Here is a 17705-nt window from a genome sequence, read left to right as displayed (position 1 = left end):
CAGGAATAGACGATGCTGGAACTGCACAAATATCTGCACATGATGGCCGAAACCGGCGCTTCCGACCTTTTTTTAAGCTCAGGATCACCTGTACAGATCAAGATTGAAGGCCTCATCAAGCCGGCCGACGAGCAGCCATTAAGCGCCGAGGACACATCCGAGCTTGCGCAATCACTGATGAGTGAACACCAGGCGCGGCAATTTCACGACGAAATGGAGATGAACTTCGCCTATGACCTTCCGGACATAGGCCGATTCAGGATCAACATCTACCGCCAGCGCGGGGATGTTGCCCTGGTCATCCGCATGATTCGCCACAAGATTCCCAGCATCGAGGCGCTCAACCTGCCCGAGGTACTCAAACAACTGGTGATGCTGCGCAGCGGCCTGGTACTGATCGTGGGCTCAACCGGAGCTGGCAAGTCAACCTCGCTGGCCTCAATGATCGACCACCGCAATCAGCGTGCCAGCGGCCATATCCTGACCATCGAAGACCCGGTCGAGTTTCTCCACAGCAATAAGAAATCCTTGATCAACCAGCGCGAAGTGGGTGTTGACACCCTGTCATATGGTAACGCCCTGAAAAACGCGCTGCGTGAAGCTCCCGACGTGATCGTCATCGGTGAAATCCGCGACTCGGCAACCACTGATCATGCATTGCGCTATTCTGAAACCGGCCACCTTTGCCTGTCGACCCTGCATGCCAACAACAGTGTGCAGGCGATCGAGCACATCGCCAATTTTTTCCGCCCCGATGACAGACACAAGATCAATACCGATCTGTCACTCAACCTTCGCGCCATCGTGTCTCTGCGCCTGATTCGTGATATCGACGGCCATTTCATTCCGGCAACCGAAGTGTTGATCAACACTCCCTACATCGCCAAACTGATCGCGCGCGGGGAATACGCCCGGATTCGTGAAGCGATCGACCAAAGCAGCAATAGCGCCGCCCACACATTCGACAGCAACCTGCTGGAACTCTATCAGAACGGACGCATCACGCTCGAAGAAGCCCTGCGCAATGCGGACTCTCGCAACAACATTGCCCTGAGACTTAAACTTCTGGGGGGACAGTAGGCCGTTTGCGCCAACCCACCCTTTACCCGAGTGTCATATTCAAGTAATTTACGCCGTTTTCCCAGACGCGCCGAGTAACCGAGGATCCACGATGGAAACAGCTTACGCCCAGATTATTGAACAGCTTGGAGAGGACCTGGACCGTGACGGGCTCAAGGACACCCCCACCCGAGCGGCCAAGGCGATGCGTTTCCTGACCCGCGGCTACAACCAGACACTGGACGAAGTGGTCAATGACGCTCTTTTCCCGTCCGACAACAGCGAGATGGTCGTTGTTCAAAACATCGAGCTGTATTCCATGTGTGAACATCACCTGCTGCCGTTCATCGGCAAGGCACACGTAGCTTACATCCCCAACGGCAAGGTACTGGGCCTGTCCAAGTTGGCGCGCATCGTCGACATGTATGCACGCCGCCTGCAGATTCAGGAAAACATGACCAAGGAAATTGCCGAAGCGATCCAGAACGTAACCGGTGCAGCCGGCGTCGGCGTGGTGATCGAAGCACAGCACATGTGCATGATGATGCGCGGAGTTGAAAAGCAGAATGCATCGATGAAGACCTCCATGATGCTGGGCTCCTTCCGCAGCAATCCGGCCACACGCGCCGAGTTCATGGCCCTGGTTAACAACTAGGCACCTCTTGGGGAGGGCGCTCAGCCCTCCTTGAGTACCACGATCGCAACCTGGCTTCGACCTCCCAGCACGCTCGGCACCAGAGCACCTACCCCCTGCCCCCTGATACGACTGACATCGCCTCCCTTATCCTTCACGAAACGGATCAAGCGCCGAGCCGCCTCATCAGACTGCCGCAATGTCAGATCAAGATCTTCTCCGCGCCAATGAACAACCAGCCAGAACTCACGATCAGGAAAGGTCTTCTGTAGATCGAGCAGCGCCTGCACGGTCTGGTCCGTTGAGCCAGGCCAGTCCGGAAGTTCAACATAGCCTTGTTGACGCAAGCGCACGCTCAACTCGGTTGCCGTCGGTGCGTCATGCTCAAGCAAGTCCAGATGAAGATAGACCCGACCATTACCCCGACGAACCGCATAGATGGCCAGATGTGCCTGCGGCAGGGACAAGGCCGCATAGAACTGAGTTCTGTCAACGCCGTAAAGCCGTGATTGACCGAAGATTTCATTAGCCCATAGACTACTGGGACCACACTCGCGACCGGCACACTCGAACAGCACCTCGGCCCCCTTGCCCAGCAACTGCTCGCGCAGGTAATTGAACCCGGCGTCAGGGCCATAGCCAGCGGGCAACTGCCAGGTAATACGGGTCAGCACCGCCTGCAGCCGCTGCTCACTGTCACTGCGGATCAGACCGTTGATCTTGACAATCCCCCCCAGCATCAGGCGATAGTCAGGGTCAGGACGGTGCACTTCACTGATAACACTGGATAGCGGGAAAGGCTCAAGCCCCATAGGCAGCGCTGACTGCTGAGCCTGCAGCGGCATCGAAACCATGAGCATGGACAACAGGGACAGCAGCACAGCTTTCATCTTTCTCTCCTTGAGCGTTACAGCCTCGCGTAGAACTCGTTAATGGCCGCCGCGATCAGCCTGGCAGGGGCATCCTCCAGATGCAGGTGGTGGTTACCCGTAAACGAAAGGCGTTGCAGGCCACTGATGAGCTGGGCACGCTCATCCAGCAGCGGTGTACCTATACCATCACTTCCCATGACCAACAGCGCAGGAGCATCAATCTTGCGCAGGAAGGCACACACCTGCTCCTCTGACAGCCGCAATACCGAGGGCAGCACCAAGGCAGGATCACTGCGCCAACGGAAGCCGTGAGTCGTATGCACTATAGACCGTTCGACCAGCCAGCGGGCAGCCTGTTCCGTTACCGGGAAGCGCCCCTTCATCCTCGCGGCGACCGCCGCTTCAATATCGGGGTAGTATTTTGGGCTGCGCTCCCTGCGCTGACGGCGCCGGATGGCCAATGCCATCTTTTCGGGCAGCTCGTCCGGCTCATCCGCCATGGGGGCGAGCCCTTCCAGCAACACCAGGCTCAGCACCCGCTCTGGCATCGCACCAGCCAGCAGCGATGAAATACCGGCACCCATGGAATGGCCCAGCAGATGAAACTGCTCCCAACCCAGCTCATCGGCCACCGCCAACACATCGGCAACGTTATCCCAAATATAGTAGGGCATCGCCTCAGGCCTGTGCGCCGAGAAACCATGCCCCACCAGATCCAGGGCAACAAGCCGAACCGAGTCAAGATACGGCTCCAGCGCACGGAAGCTGGCCGCATTATCGAGCCAGCCATGCAATGCCAATACCGGACGCCCGTCAGCGGGACCCACTGCACGGGCGGCCATCAACTGGCCGTTCACCTCAAAGCGCAGCTCTTCTACGATCATGGGAAAGGTCTCTTGGTTATTCAGGTTGGATTGGCATCAAGCCAGCGAACCAGTCGCGCCATACCAGCTGCCGGCCAATCCAGTTCGAGCAGCGCACCACTGCAGGGGGCAATCAGCAACCCCTGATCACGGCCCTCGGTAAGCCAGTGGATCAGGCGACCGCACAGCGGTTGGTGAGTGACCACAACCAGGGGCGATTGATCATCGAACTGCGATTCAAGCAGCCCCGCCGCCGCCTGCAGTGAAGCTGAAGGAATAAGGCTCACCGAGGAGGACGGCTCGTGCTCACCCGACATGAGCTGAGCAGCAGTCGTGTGCGCGCGCATCCAGGGTGAACACAGCAATCGATAGTCACCAAGTACGTCCTGCAGCTGCCGACACATCGCCTGAGCCTGCAAAGTACCTCGCGATGTCAGCGGACGATCAGGGTCATGATCGGCACCGGGGACCGCTTCGGCATGACGCAGTATCAGTAGTCGCATCAGCTTTCCTGGCGCGGCAGCACAAACTCAACATCGCTGCTCTGCACGTTGAGCATCATGCCACGAGCCACTTCCTTCACCGGAGCGTTATTGAATACGACCTCATAAAGCCCCGCCACCAACGGCATGTAGATCTCAAGACTCTCGGCCTTTTCCTTGACCAGCCGAAGGGTATTGACGCCTTCTGCAACCTCACCCAAGGCAGCGACCGCCTGCTCGAGCGTTTTGCCCTCACCCAGCGCGTAACCGACACGGTAGTTACGACTTAATGGCGACATGCAGGTCACGATCAGATCACCCACTCCTGCCAGGCCGAGGAAAGTCATCGGGTTTGCTCCAAGACTGACTGCGAAACGGCTCATCTCGGCAAGACTGCGCGTCATCAGCATGCTCTTGGTGTTCTCCCCCATGCCCAGAGCTGCACTGAGCCCCGCAGCGATGGCGTAGATGTTCTTCAAGGTACCACCCAGCTCAACACCATAGGTATCGGTACTGGCGTATACCCGAAAACAGGAAGTATGCAGCAGCGCTTGAACCCGCTCACGCAGTCCGGCATCGCTGCTGGCGATAACGGTTGCCGTCAGTTGCTTCTGTACGATCTCTTTCGCCAGATTGGGACCACTAAGCACTCCGAGGCGTGCCTGAGGGCACTCCTGCTCGATAATCTGACTCATCAGACAAAAAGTGCCGGCTTCGATCCCCTTGGTGGTACTGATCAACAGCTGTTCCGGCTTGAGCCAAGGCGCAGCCTGCTTCAACACCTGGCGAAAGGCACTGCTGGGAATGGCGATGAACACCGCCTCAACCCCGGCAAGCGCCTGCTCAAGACTCATGGTTGCCGTCAGTGTGGGCGCCAGATCACGCCCCGGCAGGTAGCGTTCATTACGATGCCGCTGATTGACCTCGTTGACAGAGGCCTCGTTGCGCATCCAAAGACGCACCTCCAGACCTTTTTCAGCCATCAGATTGGCAAGGACAGTACCGAAGCTGCCGCCACCAAGGACGGCCACAGGGGACTGAGAATGCATATCTTCTCCCTCAGATTGAGCGTGGGAACCCTTGCCGGCTCCCGTCAGGATGGGTCGATTTTGTCCAACAGACGACCGATACCAAAAAACAGAAACTTGACGACAGCAAAAGCCAGTACCGCAAGCCCCAGAAACAGCATCAACTGGTTCAGGTCCTCGGTACGCTGGTAGCCTGCTATCGCCACGGCAGCAAAAAAGGCGCTGGCGAGAATCGCCAGCACCGTACTGATCCGCTGCAGATTGTGCTTATCGCTCATTTATCTGCCCGATCTGACTTTTCAACCTGCTCAGCTTGTTCAGCTTGTTCAGCTTGTTCAGCTTGTTCAGCTTGTTCAGCTTGTTCAGCTTGTTCAGCTTGTTCAGCTTGTTCAGCTTGTTCAGCTTGTTCAGCTTGTTCAGCTTGTTCAGCTTGTTCATTAGAGGGTGCTTCGCCCTCTTTCGCTGACACAACCGTTGTTTCGTCCTGGTGGCCGGCCTCATCTTCGCTGGCTGCAGATTCAGCCTGTTCAGCCGCAGGTGCCACAGGCGCATCGTCAGACTGAGCAATCATGGAATCCATTGCTTCGTCAGGAGCGTTCTCGCTCTTGGTCGCTTCATCCTGATCGGCAGCTTCAGCCGCTTCTGCCACAATCGCCTCCTGCGGCTCGACAGGCGTTGCCGCTTCAGCTCCGGACACAGCAACCTCGACAGTAACATCTGCAGTCGGTACGGTTTCAACCTGAGCAGCATCCACCTTGCCCTCCGGTGAACTTGCCTCGGCCACCGCTTCTGCAGCGCTGGCTTGTTCAGACGGCGCTTCGGTAACGTCAGCCTTGTCTGCCTCAACCGCAACCTCGGCCTCTTTTTCCACCTTACGACTGGAATCTTTCAGCGGCTTGAGCAACTCGGCTTCCGGATGGATACATTCCAGCTTGACGCCGGTTTCTCGTTCAATGTCCGGAATCAGGAAGGAATCATCCTCACAGGCAAAGCAGATCGATGTACCTGTCTGCCCGGCACGACCGGTACGACCGATACGGTGTACATAGTCGTCCGCGTCTTCTGGCAGCTGGTAGTTGATCACATGGGTGACGCCGTCGATATGGATGCCACGACCAGCCACATCTGTCGCCACCAGCACCTCAATCTTGCCACTGCGGAAGTCCTCCAGTGTCTTAAGGCGCTTGTTCTGCGGAATTTCACCAGACATCAACGCAGCCTTGATGCCATCCTTGCTTAGACGTTCAGCCAGCGCACGGGTCTCATGGCGTCGGTTGCCGAACACAATCGCGCGTTCGATACCGTTGATGCGCAGGTAGTTGCGCAGCAGCTGGTATTTCTCGTTACTGGACACCAGGAACACTTTCTGCGCCACATTATCGGTGGTCTTGTGCTCGGACTCGATCTCGATGGTGACCGGCTCCAATGTCCACTGCTCGGCCAGACGCATCACCTCATCGGTAAAGGTCGCGCTGTATAGCAGTGTCTGACGGTCGGCACCCTTGCGCGGAGTCTGGCGGATAATAGTACGCACATCCGGGATAAAGCCCATGCTGAGCATGCGGTCAGCTTCATCAAGCACCAGCACTTCGACATGGTACAGATCCACTTCCTTGGAGCGAACAAAATCAATCAGACGACCCGGGGTTGCCACCAGGATATCAACTGGCTTGGCCGCCAGCGCCTTGCGCTGCTTCTCGTAATCCATGCCACCGACCAGGGAGACCACGGACAGATCGGCATATTTCCCCAACCCTTCAGCATCGGCCGCAATCTGCAGCGCCAGCTCACGGGTCGGAGCAATGATCAGCACACGCGGCTCACCTTTTTTACGCTCGCCTTCCAGCGGGTAATCCAGCAGATCGGTCATGATACCGATCAGGAAGGCAGCGGTCTTGCCGGTACCGGTCTGGGCCTTGCCAATCAAGTCACGCCCCTGCAGCGCATGGGGGATGGTCGCCGCCTGGATTGGCGTGCAGTATTCAAAGCCGAGGTCCGCAATCGCGTGCATCAACACATCGGGCAAACCGAAATCGTGGAAACGGCGCTTGCCCTCGACAACCGGCACCTTAAACATCACCGGTGTCCAGCTGCCCTGCTGGCTGCTCGCATCACGCGGCTTGCGCGAACGGCGACGACGGCGCGGACGGTTGGAATTGGGCTTCTGTTCTGAGCCCGCTGCAGCTGTGGTCTGTTTGTCTTCAGTACTCAAGATCGGATCCATTCAGATTAACGGTTGATTTCGCGCCGAAACGGAGGCAGAGAGTCTAACAGTTGTCGGCCATAGCGTCGCGTCACAACGCGACGATCCAGCAATACAACGCGCCCACGGTCCTGTTCTGTTCGCAACAAGCGCCCCACGGCCTGCGTCAGACGCATCGACGCTGCCGGGACAGTCCAGTCGGTGAAGGCGTTGCCACCACGCGCTTCAATCCATTCTGCCATGGTAGCATCGACCGGATCATCCGGGACACTGAACGGCAGTTTGGTAATAAATACATCGGTCAGGTAGTGCCCGGGCAAGTCAACGCCCTCGGCGAAGGATGCCAGACCGAAAATAATACTGGGTTGGCCATCATCAACACGTTCACGATGACGCCGCAGGGTTTCCTGCTTGCTGTATTCACCCTGCGCCAGAACGCTATTTTTAATGGATTCATCCAGACGTTCAAGCACCGAGCGCATCTGTCGCCAGGAGCTGAAGAGCACCAGCCCTGCGGTCACGGTTGGCAACTGCTGTTCAAGCAGTTCCAGCACCTCGTCGGTATGCGCATCAGGCTGACCCGGATCGGTTTTCATCGAGGGCACCTGCAACACGCCATGACGGGCATAATCGAAGGGACTATCAAGCCGAATGGCGTCAGTATTGGCCGGCAGCCCCAGGGAGGCAAACAGCTGATCGAAACGGCCCAGTGCAGTCAGTGTGGCCGAAGTCAGTATTGCTGCATGACATAGCTGCCACAAATGCTCCGAAAGGGTATCAGCCGCCGACACCGGCGCACTGCGCAGCTCCAGATCATCCCCCGAGGGTGACTCATGCCGATTGATCCAGCGCGCCGTAGGCGACTTGCCCTCTTCATCTTCACGCGCATAACTGCGCGACAGCCAGGCAATATGCTGCACCCGCCCCCAGAGGCTGCCCAGTTGAGGAAACCAGCGCTCGGCAGCAGCTCGGGGAATATCCGCCAGACCGCCTTCCAGCGCTTCCTTGAGCACATCGACAATCTGTTCCAGATGCTGCTGAGCACGGTCCGCCGCATGTCCCAGCATAGCGCAGGGCTCAATCAACGGTGACGGAATCTTGCCACCGGCAAAGCGATAGCGATCCTTGGCATGCTCATTCATCATCGGACGCAGCAGCACTTCGAGCTGCTCCAGCGACACACTCATGTCATCAAAGGGGCGATGCAAGCGCTCCACAGGGTCCGCCAGTTGCACCGCCGAGCCGGTATCCTGCAGCATCTGGGCCAGCTGCTTTTGGGCCGAGCGCAGCATGCGACGACTGCTTTCCAGGCGCGTTCCAAAGGCAAAATGCCCACTGGCCTTGTCGGCCAGATGATGACCCTCATCGAAGATATAGATGGTTTTTTCCGGTTCCGGCAGAATTGCACCGCCTCCGAGCGCCAGATCAGCCAGCACCAGGTCATGATTAGCGACTATGACATCGGCTTCTTCGAGGCGATCGCGGGAACGATAGAAAGGGCAAGCACTGAAGTTGAGGCAGCGACGGTTACTGCACTGCATGTGATCGCTGGTCAGCGGCTGCCAAATCTGGTCATCAATATCATCACTGAGCGCATCGCGGTCACCGTCCCAGCGGCCGGAGGCATAGTCATCCATCAGCGACTGGTAGCGGGCCAGCACGGCAGGCTCGAGTTGCTCAGCTGCCTCGTCTTCGTACAAGGCCATCTGGCCCAGCACACCCTGCTGCTCAAGCAGGCCCTCGACCTTGTTCAAACACAGGTAACGCCCCCGCCCCTTGGCCAACCGGTATTTCATCGGCAGGCCGGCATGTTCCTCGACCTCAGGCAGGTCCTTGTTGATTAACTGCTCCTGCAGGGCAACCGTTGCGGTCGAGAGCACCAGGCGGCATTCCTTGGCACGTGCCAACGGGATCGCAGCGAGCAGGTAGGCGATGGTTTTACCGGTACCCGTGCCTGCCTCGACCACCCCTACCACCGGCTGCTCAGCGCGATTAATGGCGGTAGAGTCCGCTGCTGCCAGCGTACGAGCCACAGCCGCTACCATCTGCTTCTGTGCCGGACGCGCTTTCAGCCCCCGACTCTTCAGAAAGCGGCTGTAGGCCCCCTGTATTTCCTGTTTTTGCGCGTCGCTCAGCACAGCCTGTCCCCGTTCATGATCAGTGGCGCGATTTTACCAAGATACTGGATATTTAGACAGATAATGCTTGACCCTGGATATTCACTGTATAAAATCACAGTAAATCGATTGAGTAACGGCCGCTATGAAACTGACGAAACGACAAACCGAAGTACTGGAGTGCATCAAGCAGTACATCGACACCACCGGCTACCCGCCGACCCGTGCCGATATTGCACGTGAATTGGGCTTCCGCTCAGCCAATGCCGCCGAAGAGCACCTGAAGGCGCTGGCCCGCAAGGGAGCCATCGAGTTGACCAAGGGCACTTCCCGCGGCATCCGCCTGCCGGAGAGCGAACAGAGCCCTGCTGGTGAAGGCCTGCCGATTATAGGCCAGGTCGCTGCTGGCGAGCCGATTCTGGCCCAGGAGCATGTCGAGGATCAGTGCACGATTTCTGCCGATTTCTTCCGTCCGCGCGCGGACTACCTGCTCAGAGTAAGAGGCATGAGCATGAAGAACATCGGCATCATGGACGGCGATCTGCTTGCCGTTCATCAGACACCTGATGCCAGGGATGGGCAGATCGTTGTTGCCAGGATCGGCGACGATGTTACGGTCAAGCGTTTCAAGCGCGATGGCCACAAAGTATTTCTGATCGCCGAAAATGAAGACTTTGCCCCGATCGAAGTCGACCTGTCCGAACAGGAGCTGATTATCGAAGGTCTGGGGGTAGGGGTCATTCGACAAGGTCACTGACGAGGTTGAGCCATGCTTGCCATCAACTATGCACGTGATACCAGCAACACCCCGAGGCGGGAATACGGCCGCAACGAAGCAAGCCGTGTAACCGAGATCCTGCTGCACAACAGCCAGGTCTCACTGCACCCGGTGTTGCTGCCCATGATCGCCCAGCTTAGCCGTGACAGCCGCTGGCTAACGCTGGTCAACCCGCCCGCCGATCTCAGCCGGGAACTGCTGAACCAGGCAGGTGCCGTGACCGGGCATATCCTTTCCCTGCACAGCAGGGATGGCAAACATGAACCGCTCAAACTCTGTCAGCAGGCACTGTCTGCCGGCACTTCGCATACAGTGATTACATGGTGTGAGTCCGGCCGTACGACACCGTTACACCAGCTTGACCTGGCCGCCACCCAAGGCGGGGCTCAAGCCATTCTGGTGCGCCATTGAAAACCAGCCGTCACCATTCCTGCATATTGGCTCGCAGACGTTCCAGCAGTTCCCGGAACGCCTGCAGCCAGTCGTTGTATTCAGCCAGCACATCTCGGTCTTCCGCATGGTCCGGATTGATCTGCAACACATGAATTTCAGACACACTGGCGTCCTTTGCACTCGCCTGCACCGAGTGGTCTGAGGCATCCCAACAAGACTGATACGCCTTCAATACCTTGTGCAGCCAGCTGGCGCTATCCTGCTCCAGAATTTCCAGCTCACGCGCTTCCGGTGACTCCTGACCAGTTGCCTCCAGCTGCTCGATAAGGTCCGTGTAACGGTAAACCTTCGAGGGATCCAGACTGTAGTTTTCAGCGATCTCCCGCAGCAGCGAGGTGTAACCACTGGCCATAAAGAACAGCACCGACTCGTGATAGGACTCGATACGGGGATGCTGACTCCACTGCGGCGTTTCCTGCGCCTGTACCAGCGCCTTGATATGCAGCCGGGCAAAATTCAGTTTCTGATTGGTACGTACTGCGTAGATATCACTCATCGTTGCTGCTCTCGTTTAGTCCCTGAGTTGCGAGCAGATCAGCGTTTGCTGCTCTGCTCCTCCTGCCAGCGCCCATCACGATAGAAAGCCTTCCAACCGGTGGCCTTACCCTCTACCTCGGACATCACATACTGCTCCTTGGTCTTGCGGCTGAAGCGAATCACCGCCGGATTGCCCTCCGGGTCCTGCTGGGGCGCATCCATCAGGTAGGCATACTTGGGATCGATCTCGTCCTTGTGAGGAATCAGCTCCTTCACCAAAGGCGCTCGCGTTTCCCGCATTTTCGGGAACTTGCTGGCCGCCAGAAAGAGGCCACTGGCGCCGTCGCGCAGCACATAGGTATCTTCCACCTTCTGGCACTGCAGCTCCGGCATCGGGACCGGGTCCATCTTGGGAGGTGCCGGCTCGCCGTTCTTCAGCAGCTTGCGGGTGTTCTTGCATTCACTGTTGGTACAACCGAAGAATTTGCCGAAACGACCGGTCTTCAGCTGCATCTCCGAGCCACACTTGTCGCACTCGATGCTGGGGCCATCATAGCCCTTGATACGGAAGCTGCCCATCTCCACTTCGAAGCCGCTGCAGTCCGGGTTATTGCCGCAGACATGAAGCTTGCGCTTCTCATCGATCAGGTAGGAATCCATCGCCGCATCGCAGAGCTTGCAACGATGCTTGTTGCGCAGGATACGTGATTCTTCCTCGTCATCACCATCCACGCTGACCACCTCATCACCCGGAATCAGGTTGATGGTCGACTTGCAGCGCTCTTTAGGCGGCAGATTATAACCGGAACAGCCGAGGAACACGCCGGTACTGGCGGTACGGATCATCATCTGACGGCCACACTCGGGGCAGTCGATGTCCGTTGGCGTCGGTGTGTTGGGACGCATGCCGTGCTCATCGCCCTGAGCCTCACCGAGCTTGCCGGTAAAGCCCTGGTAGAAATCGTTCAGCAGGTTTTTCCAGTCAATATCACCCTGCGCCACCTCATCCAGCTTTTGCTCCATACGGGCGGTAAAGCTGTAATCCATCAGATCGGAAAAGTTCTCGTTGAGACGCTCAGTGACTATGTCACCCATCTTGCAGGCATAGAAACGGCGGCCCTGCACCTCTACATAACCACGATCCTGGATGGTAGAGATGATCGCGGCATAGGTCGACGGCCGACCGATACCGCGCTTTTCAAGCTCCTTAACCAGGCTCGCCTCACTGTAGCGCGGTGCCGGCTTGGTAAAGTGCTGCTTGGGTTCGAACTCAACCAAGGTCAGACGTTCTCCCTGCTGGATATCGGGCAGGATCACATCTTCGTCGCTGCGTCCCTTGGGCGGCAGCACACGGGTATAACCATCAAAGCGCAGGATTCGCCCCTTGGTCGTCAACTCATAGCCATCACAGCTGACATGGATGCGAGTACTGGTGTAGCGGGCCGGTGTCATCTGACAGGCCATGAACTGACGACGGATCAGGTCATACAGCCGCTGTGCATCCGGCTCCATCCCCTTGAGCTGCTCGACGGTCAACGCCACATCGGAGGGACGAATCGCTTCGTGCGCTTCCTGAGCTCCTTCCTTGCTGCTGTAGCTCACAGGCTGTTCGGGCAGGTACTCGTCACCGTAATGCTCCTGAATAAACTCACGACAGGCCGCCACCGCCTCGGCACTGAGGTTGGTGGAGTCGGTACGCATGTAGGTGATGTAACCCGCTTCGTACAAGCGCTGCGCCAGCATCATGGTCTTCTTGACGCCGAAACTCAGCCGCGTACTGGCAGCCTGCTGCAACGTCGACGTGATAAAGGGAGCCGACGGCTTGCTGCTGGTCGGACGATCTTCACGCTTGTCGACAACCAGATTGCCGGCACGCAGCCGTGCCAAGTGGGCTTCGGTCTCATCCGCATTCAGCGGCCGGAACGCCTTGCCTTCGTACTTGCTGACTTGCAAACGCAGCGCGGCTTCGGCTGCAGTATGAGTATCGGCATGAACTTCCCAGTACTCTTCCGGAATGAAGGCACGAATCTCGCGCTCACGCTCTACGATCAGGCGTACCGCCACCGACTGCACACGCCCGGCAGACAGACCTCGGGCGATCTTCTCCCACAACAGCGGAGATAGCATGTAGCCGACGATACGGTCCAGAAAGCGACGCGCCTGCTGGGCATTGACTCGGTTCAGGTCAAGCTCACCGGGCTCTTCGAACGCCTGCTGAATTGCTTTCTTGGTGATCTCGTTGAACACCACTCGGCGATAGCGGTTGTCATCACCGCCAATCGCTTCGCGCAAGTGCCACGCAATGGCCTCCCCCTCACGGTCCAAATCCGTTGCGAGGTAGATTTCATCGGCGTTCTTGGCCAGCTTACGCAACTCTTCGACAACTTTTTCCTTGCCCGGCAGAATCTCGTAATGGGCTTCCCAGTCATGATCGGGATCTACCCCCATACGGGCGATCAGCTGCTGATGCGCTTTCTTCTTTTTGTACTCGGCCTTTTCGTCCGGCGACATTTTGCGGGTCAAGGCCGCCTGACGCGCCCGCTCCTTGGGATCACTCTTGCTGGCGCTGCCACTGGTCGGCAGATCACGGATATGACCGACACTGGATTTGACCACATACTGGCTGCCCAGATATTTGTTGATCGTTTTGGCCTTTGCCGGTGACTCGACAATGACAAGGGTTTTTCCCATGAGATACAGATCCTTTTTACGACGGGCAACTCAGAAACTGCGAGCATATATAAGGTGTGGTGCTCCCAGCGTCAAGCGAACTCTAAGTCTAGCCAGGCCCAATGAACCCGTTAATCGCTTACATTCTGCCCGCTATCTGATGTAAATTAGCTCTTTTTTCAGAGTGCCAAACCCCATGCTCGGAGACAACCTGTATCTTGTAATCATGCTGGCCGGTGTCGGTATCCTGGCACTGGTGGTGAACTTTGTGCTCACCACCCGAGAGCAGGATTCAGAGGTTCGCCGTGAACGCCTGAGCTGGCTCAAGACACAGGCAGAGCATACGCTCAACGCCCTGTCGGTACTGAAGGAAAGCGGCTGTCGCCAGGATATCGTCGACAAACTTAACCAGCACGCCATGGCCCTGATCGAAGAGATCAGCCTGCTGGCCCCTGACTCCGAACTGATGACTCAGGTCAGCGATCTCAAGGAAACCAGTGATCGCGCCCGAGCCGACAAATCCCGCTTCAACAGCGACCGTGCAGTCAAACGCGCCCAGATTTATATCAACTTCGCCGAAAAGCTGATTATCCAGATGGCCAAGGCCGGCAAGATGACAGGGCAACTGGCCCGCACCTACCAGCAGGAGCTCTACTGGCTGAACGTATCATTGGTGGCCGATGCCCACCACCACCAGGCCAAACGCCTGCTCGAAATGGGCGACAAGCACACCGCGCTGAGCCACCTCAAGCATGCCAAGGCCGTTCTGGTGCGCGCCAGCGCACCACAACGACAGAAACAGCCCAAACTGGATGAACTTCAGGCGAGCATTGACCAGCTCCAGCCCAGACGCAACCTTGGCGCCGGAGCCCTGGCCGAATCCCTGGACGACTATCTCAACGACCAGCCCTGAGGACGGTCAGACCTTGCTCTCAAGCAGCGGCTGAACCAGCGAATGCAATTTCTCCAACCGGTCGGCCTCACCATGCTCGTGCCAGTACAGGGAGAGATGCAAGGGTGTGGATTCAACACCCACCACATCCTCCGGCAGCGCGTTTAATAAAGTGCCCAGCTGTGCCACGGCTGCGTCTGGCAGGCTTCCCTGCCCTTTGATCCAACTCCACCCTTCAGGCAAGCCTTCGTTATCGATCAGATCCATCCGGTGTACTTCCCAGCCGAGCCAACGATCACGCTCACTCCGCTCCAGATTGTCGCGAATAAAACGATAGGCGGGCACACTGACGGTTTCAGGCTCAAGCTCCCCTTTCGCCCTGGGTAAGGTTACCCGTGCCAGCTGTACCTGAATTCCCAACTTGCGCGCCCGCATGCGCAGTTGCGCCTGGTAGCGCTGACGCGGACTCGGCATCACCCACATCACTGAGCCGATCAGCGATGCCACGATAAAGGTGATTATCAGCCACTCCATATGTTCTCCATCCTCTAATTGGCTGTTCAACAGCCGCTTTGAAATTGCCGAGCATCATAACGGCCCCGGCCCTGGGCGTCAGCGAATAAATTCTGCTCTGGTATCAACAAACTGCAACGCGCTTTTGTTGATGTCGATAGGGGACGCTATCCCAGGTTGGTGCTATTCTGCAGTCAGAATCATCAAGTCGCACCGGTTGCCCCAGGCAACCCAAAGGAAGGAATACGCGAATGAGTATCTACACCCGCATCCTGCTGGCTCTGGACCTGTCGGAAGAGTCTGATCAGTTGGCAGCCAAAACGGCCCAGATGGCTCAGGCTTTTGGTGCCGAGCTGAACCTGATCCACGTGGTGGAACCACTCAGCTTCGCCTACGGCGGGGATGTACCCATGGACCTGACCACCATTCAGGAACAACTCGATGACCATGCTCGTACCAAGCTGGACCTCTATGCCGAAAAAATCGGCTACCCGGTCAGCCAGAAGATCATCGTAACCGGTCATACCGAAACCGAGATTCACCGAGCCGCCGAAGAATTGGGCAGCGACCTGGTGATCGTTGGCAGCCACGGCCGCCACGGCCTGGCCTTATTGCTGGGCTCCACCGCCAATGGCGTACTGCATGGCGCCAACTGTGACGTACTGGCGATCCGGGTCAAGGAGGAGGATTAATCCCCCTCCTGCATCGCCTCCAGCTCTACCCAGCGCTCCATCAACCCTTCCAGCTGCTGCTCCTGCTGATGCAGCTGGGCCAGGGTTTCAGCCACCTGCTCGTGGTCACCCGCATAAAAATCCGGTGCTGCCACCACTGCCTGCAGCGCTTCCAGCGCCTGCTCGGCCTCTTCCAGCTGCGCCGGTAGTTGGTCCAGCTCCCGCTGCAGCTTGTAGCTTAGCTTTTTGCTTGACGACTTTTTCGCCGGCTTGCTGTCCGCCGGCTTACTGGCTGGCTTAACCTCGGCCGGAGCGGCTTTTTTCACCGGTCGCTGACGCAGCCAATCCTGATAGCCCCCAACATACTCCCGAACCTGGCCTTCGCCCTCGAAAACCACTGAACTGGTGACGACATTATCGAGGAAACGACGATCATGGCTGACCAGCAAAATGGTGCCGTCGAAATTAAGCAATATCTCTTCCAGCAGCTCCAGGGTTTCAATATCCAGATCGTTGGTCGGCTCATCCAGCACCAGCACGTTGGCCGGCTGGCTGAACAGACGCGCCAGCAACAGTCGGTTGCACTCGCCACCCGACAGCGCCTTGACTGGTGTACGTGCACGTTCAGGACTGAACAGGAAGTCCTGCAGATAACCGATGATATGCTTGCTTTGGCCGTTGATTTCGACACTCTCACGACCACCAGAAACGTTGTCGATCACGCTTTTCTCAGGATCCAGCTGGCCACGAAGCTGGTCGAAGTAGGCCACCTCAAGCTTGGTGCCCAGGCGTACGCTGCCTGAAGCCGGCTGCAGTTGACCCAGAATGATCCTCAGCAGGGTACTTTTGCCGCTACCGTTGGGGCCAATCAGACCGATGCGGTCACCGCGCTGAACTTTCATCGAGAAGTTCTGCAGCAACGATTTGCCCTCGTAGGACATGGACACGTTTTCGAGTTCAGCCACCAGCTTGCCGGACTTCTGCGCCTCCTCCAGGCCAAAGCTGGCACTGGATTGACGCTCGCGCCGCTGGGTACGATCTCGACGCATCTGCTCAAGCGCACGGACACGCCCTTCATTACGCGTTCTGCGCGCCTTGATACCCTGGCGAATCCAGCGCTCCTCCTGCGCGAGCTTTTTGTCGAACTCGGCGTTCTGGCGCTCCTCTTCTTCCAGCAACTGCTGTTTCAGCTCAAGATAGCGATCGTAGCTACCTGGAAAACTGGTCAGATTGCCACGATCCAGCTCCACGATCCGGGTCGCCAGTTTCTCGACCAGCGCGCGGTCATGCGAAACGAACAGGATCGCGCCCCGGAAATCCAGCATCATCTGCTCAAGCCATTCGATGGTCTCGATATCCAGATGGTTGGTTGGCTCGTCCAGCAGCAACAGGTCCGGCTTTTGCACCAGCGCCGCACCCAGCGCGGCACGACGGCGCCAGCCACCAGAAAGCTCCTCCATGCGGGTATCGGCATCGAGCCCCAAGCGATCCAGAACCGTTTGCACCTGCTGCTCAAGGTGCCAGCCGTCACGTGCTTCCAGCTGATGCTGCAGACGTTCCATCTGCTGCAGTGAAGCCGCATCGGTTTGATGTGACAGCTTGTCGAACGCTTCGCGCAGCGCCACGACCTCTGCCAGGCCTTCAGCCACCACATCATGTACCCGGCGCTCATCCGCGGCCGGCAGCATCTGCGGCAGCTTGGCCACACGAATGGCAGGATCCTGCCAGACGGAGCCATGATCCGCATGAATATCGCCCGACACCAGTTTCATCAAAGTTGATTTGCCGGCACCATTGAGCCCCACCAGTGCTATCCGCTCGCCCGGATCGATCTGGAAATCGACCTTGTCCAACAACGGCGCAGCACTGAAACTGACCGACACGCCCTCAAACTTCACCAATGGCATAAAGACTTGCATCCTGTCCTGTAAATTCTGGCCACTAGTGTACCCGAAATCGTGAACAACATTTAAAAGCCGTGCCCAAGGTTATT

General features: G+C 57.6%; 16 protein-coding genes and 1 pseudogene. 6 read left to right on the top strand and 11 right to left on the bottom strand.

Annotated elements, in window-relative coordinates; translation table 11 throughout:
- Positions 1-12: 12 nt before the first annotated feature.
- Entirely contained in the window at positions 13-1080 is a 1068-nt protein-coding gene (locus ABD013_RS03335; protein ID WP_343802261.1) for a PilT/PilU family type 4a pilus ATPase, read from the top strand.
- A 91-nt stretch (positions 1081-1171) separates the two neighbouring features.
- Positions 1172-1714, top strand: a complete 543-nt coding sequence (gene folE / locus ABD013_RS03330; protein WP_343802258.1) for a GTP cyclohydrolase I FolE — start codon at positions 1172-1174, stop codon at positions 1712-1714.
- Between the two features lie 20 nt (positions 1715-1734).
- On the opposite strand, the gene ABD013_RS03325 is transcribed toward folE, so the two are convergent.
- The 7 genes and pseudogenes from ABD013_RS03325 to dinG form a co-directional block, all read right to left on the bottom strand.
- Positions 1735-2583 (bottom strand): DUF4892 domain-containing protein, encoded by an 849-nt coding sequence (locus ABD013_RS03325; protein WP_343802255.1) that lies wholly within the window; start codon positions 2581-2583, stop codon positions 1735-1737.
- 17 nt (positions 2584-2600) lie between these two features.
- On the bottom strand, positions 2601-3449 hold the full coding sequence (locus ABD013_RS03320; protein ID WP_343802252.1) for an alpha/beta fold hydrolase: 849 nt from the start codon (positions 3447-3449) through the stop codon (positions 2601-2603).
- A gap of 20 nt (positions 3450-3469) precedes the next feature.
- Complete coding sequence (locus tag ABD013_RS03315; RefSeq protein ID WP_343802249.1) at positions 3470-3931, bottom strand: SixA phosphatase family protein; 462 nt, start codon at positions 3929-3931, stop codon at positions 3470-3472.
- Complete coding sequence (locus ABD013_RS03310; protein ID WP_343802246.1) at positions 3931-4959, bottom strand: NAD(P)H-dependent glycerol-3-phosphate dehydrogenase; 1029 nt, start codon at positions 4957-4959, stop codon at positions 3931-3933. Before ABD013_RS03310 ends, ABD013_RS03315 begins: the two co-directional genes overlap by 1 nt.
- Before the next feature lie 44 nt (positions 4960-5003).
- Positions 5004-5216, bottom strand: a complete 213-nt coding sequence (locus tag ABD013_RS03305; RefSeq protein ID WP_343802243.1) for a hypothetical protein — start codon at positions 5214-5216, stop codon at positions 5004-5006.
- A 620-nt stretch (positions 5217-5836) separates the two neighbouring features.
- Positions 5837-7162: pseudogene (rhlB, locus tag ABD013_RS03300) on the bottom strand (ATP-dependent RNA helicase RhlB); the annotation flags it as partial.
- A gap of 5 nt (positions 7163-7167) precedes the next feature.
- Positions 7168-9279, bottom strand: coding sequence for an ATP-dependent DNA helicase DinG (gene dinG, locus ABD013_RS03295; RefSeq protein WP_343802240.1), 2112 nt, complete (start codon positions 9277-9279; stop codon positions 7168-7170).
- A 124-nt stretch (positions 9280-9403) separates the two neighbouring features.
- Here dinG and lexA point away from each other — a divergent pair, with 124 nt between their 5' ends.
- The gene (gene lexA, locus ABD013_RS03290; RefSeq protein ID WP_343802238.1) at positions 9404-10015 is read left to right on the top strand and encodes a transcriptional repressor LexA; all 612 of its coding nucleotides are present in this window, start codon (positions 9404-9406) and stop codon (positions 10013-10015) included.
- A gap of 12 nt (positions 10016-10027) precedes the next feature.
- Positions 10028-10447 (top strand): cell division inhibitor SulA, encoded by a 420-nt coding sequence (locus tag ABD013_RS03285; protein WP_343802236.1) that lies wholly within the window; start codon positions 10028-10030, stop codon positions 10445-10447.
- A 10-nt stretch (positions 10448-10457) separates the two neighbouring features.
- On the opposite strand, the gene ABD013_RS03280 is transcribed toward ABD013_RS03285, so the two are convergent.
- Both ABD013_RS03280 and topA read right to left on the bottom strand, forming a co-directional pair.
- Positions 10458-10985: a DUF6586 family protein gene (locus tag ABD013_RS03280; RefSeq protein WP_343802233.1), complete on the bottom strand. Its 528-nt coding sequence runs from the start codon at positions 10983-10985 to the stop codon at positions 10458-10460.
- A gap of 38 nt (positions 10986-11023) precedes the next feature.
- Positions 11024-13657: a type I DNA topoisomerase gene (gene topA / locus ABD013_RS03275; RefSeq protein WP_343802230.1), complete on the bottom strand. Its 2634-nt coding sequence runs from the start codon at positions 13655-13657 to the stop codon at positions 11024-11026.
- Positions 13658-13832: 175 nt separating this feature from the next.
- On the opposite strand from topA, the gene ABD013_RS03270 reads away from it, so the two are divergent.
- Positions 13833-14549 carry a DNA topoisomerase I gene (locus tag ABD013_RS03270; protein ID WP_343802227.1) on the top strand — a complete coding sequence of 239 codons (717 nt, stop codon included), beginning with the start codon at positions 13833-13835 and terminating at the stop codon, positions 14547-14549.
- A gap of 6 nt (positions 14550-14555) precedes the next feature.
- Here the strand turns inward: ABD013_RS03270 and ABD013_RS03265 are convergent, their stop codons facing one another.
- The gene (locus ABD013_RS03265; protein WP_343802224.1) at positions 14556-15062 is read right to left on the bottom strand and encodes a hypothetical protein; all 507 of its coding nucleotides are present in this window, start codon (positions 15060-15062) and stop codon (positions 14556-14558) included.
- Positions 15063-15292: 230 nt separating this feature from the next.
- On the opposite strand from ABD013_RS03265, the gene ABD013_RS03260 reads away from it, so the two are divergent.
- The gene (locus ABD013_RS03260; RefSeq protein ID WP_343802221.1) at positions 15293-15733 is read left to right on the top strand and encodes a universal stress protein; all 441 of its coding nucleotides are present in this window, start codon (positions 15293-15295) and stop codon (positions 15731-15733) included.
- Here ABD013_RS03260 and uup read toward each other — a convergent pair.
- Positions 15730-17619, bottom strand: a complete 1890-nt coding sequence (uup, locus tag ABD013_RS03255) for an ATP-binding cassette ATPase Uup (protein ID WP_343802218.1) — start codon at positions 17617-17619, stop codon at positions 15730-15732. The two genes, ABD013_RS03260 and uup, sit on opposite strands and share 4 nt — an antisense overlap.
- Between the last annotated feature and the right edge of the window lie 86 nt (positions 17620-17705).

Source organism: Marinobacterium maritimum (genome assembly GCF_039523155.1).
GTDB classification, from domain to species: Bacteria; Pseudomonadota; Gammaproteobacteria; order Pseudomonadales; family Balneatricaceae; genus Marinobacterium; species Marinobacterium maritimum.
This window is presented reverse-complemented; position numbering and strand designations above follow the sequence as displayed.

What these genes read in the sequence shown, in the direction of transcription:
- uup (WP_343802218.1), bottom strand. Translation starts at nt 17,619, where the DNA reads ATGCCATTGGTGAAGTTTGAGGGCGTGTCGGTCAGTTTCAGTGCTGCG.
- ABD013_RS03315 (WP_343802249.1), bottom strand. Translation starts at nt 3,931, where the DNA reads ATGCGACTACTGATACTGCGTCATGCCGAAGCGGTCCCCGGTGCCGAT.
- ABD013_RS03280 (WP_343802233.1), bottom strand. Translation starts at nt 10,985, where the DNA reads ATGAGTGATATCTACGCAGTACGTACCAATCAGAAACTGAATTTTGCC.
- ABD013_RS03270 (WP_343802227.1), top strand. Translation starts at nt 13,833, where the DNA reads ATGCTCGGAGACAACCTGTATCTTGTAATCATGCTGGCCGGTGTCGGT.
- ABD013_RS03325 (WP_343802255.1), bottom strand. Translation starts at nt 2,583, where the DNA reads ATGAAAGCTGTGCTGCTGTCCCTGTTGTCCATGCTCATGGTTTCGATG.
- ABD013_RS03285 (WP_343802236.1), top strand. Translation starts at nt 10,028, where the DNA reads ATGCTTGCCATCAACTATGCACGTGATACCAGCAACACCCCGAGGCGG.
- ABD013_RS03335 (WP_343802261.1), top strand. Translation starts at nt 13, where the DNA reads ATGCTGGAACTGCACAAATATCTGCACATGATGGCCGAAACCGGCGCT.
- ABD013_RS03305 (WP_343802243.1), bottom strand. Translation starts at nt 5,216, where the DNA reads ATGAGCGATAAGCACAATCTGCAGCGGATCAGTACGGTGCTGGCGATT.
- topA (WP_343802230.1), bottom strand. Translation starts at nt 13,657, where the DNA reads ATGGGAAAAACCCTTGTCATTGTCGAGTCACCGGCAAAGGCCAAAACG.
- ABD013_RS03310 (WP_343802246.1), bottom strand. Translation starts at nt 4,959, where the DNA reads ATGCATTCTCAGTCCCCTGTGGCCGTCCTTGGTGGCGGCAGCTTCGGT.
- ABD013_RS03260 (WP_343802221.1), top strand. Translation starts at nt 15,293, where the DNA reads ATGAGTATCTACACCCGCATCCTGCTGGCTCTGGACCTGTCGGAAGAG.
- lexA (WP_343802238.1), top strand. Translation starts at nt 9,404, where the DNA reads ATGAAACTGACGAAACGACAAACCGAAGTACTGGAGTGCATCAAGCAG.
- folE (WP_343802258.1), top strand. Translation starts at nt 1,172, where the DNA reads ATGGAAACAGCTTACGCCCAGATTATTGAACAGCTTGGAGAGGACCTG.
- ABD013_RS03265 (WP_343802224.1), bottom strand. Translation starts at nt 15,062, where the DNA reads ATGGAGTGGCTGATAATCACCTTTATCGTGGCATCGCTGATCGGCTCA.
- ABD013_RS03320 (WP_343802252.1), bottom strand. Translation starts at nt 3,449, where the DNA reads ATGATCGTAGAAGAGCTGCGCTTTGAGGTGAACGGCCAGTTGATGGCC.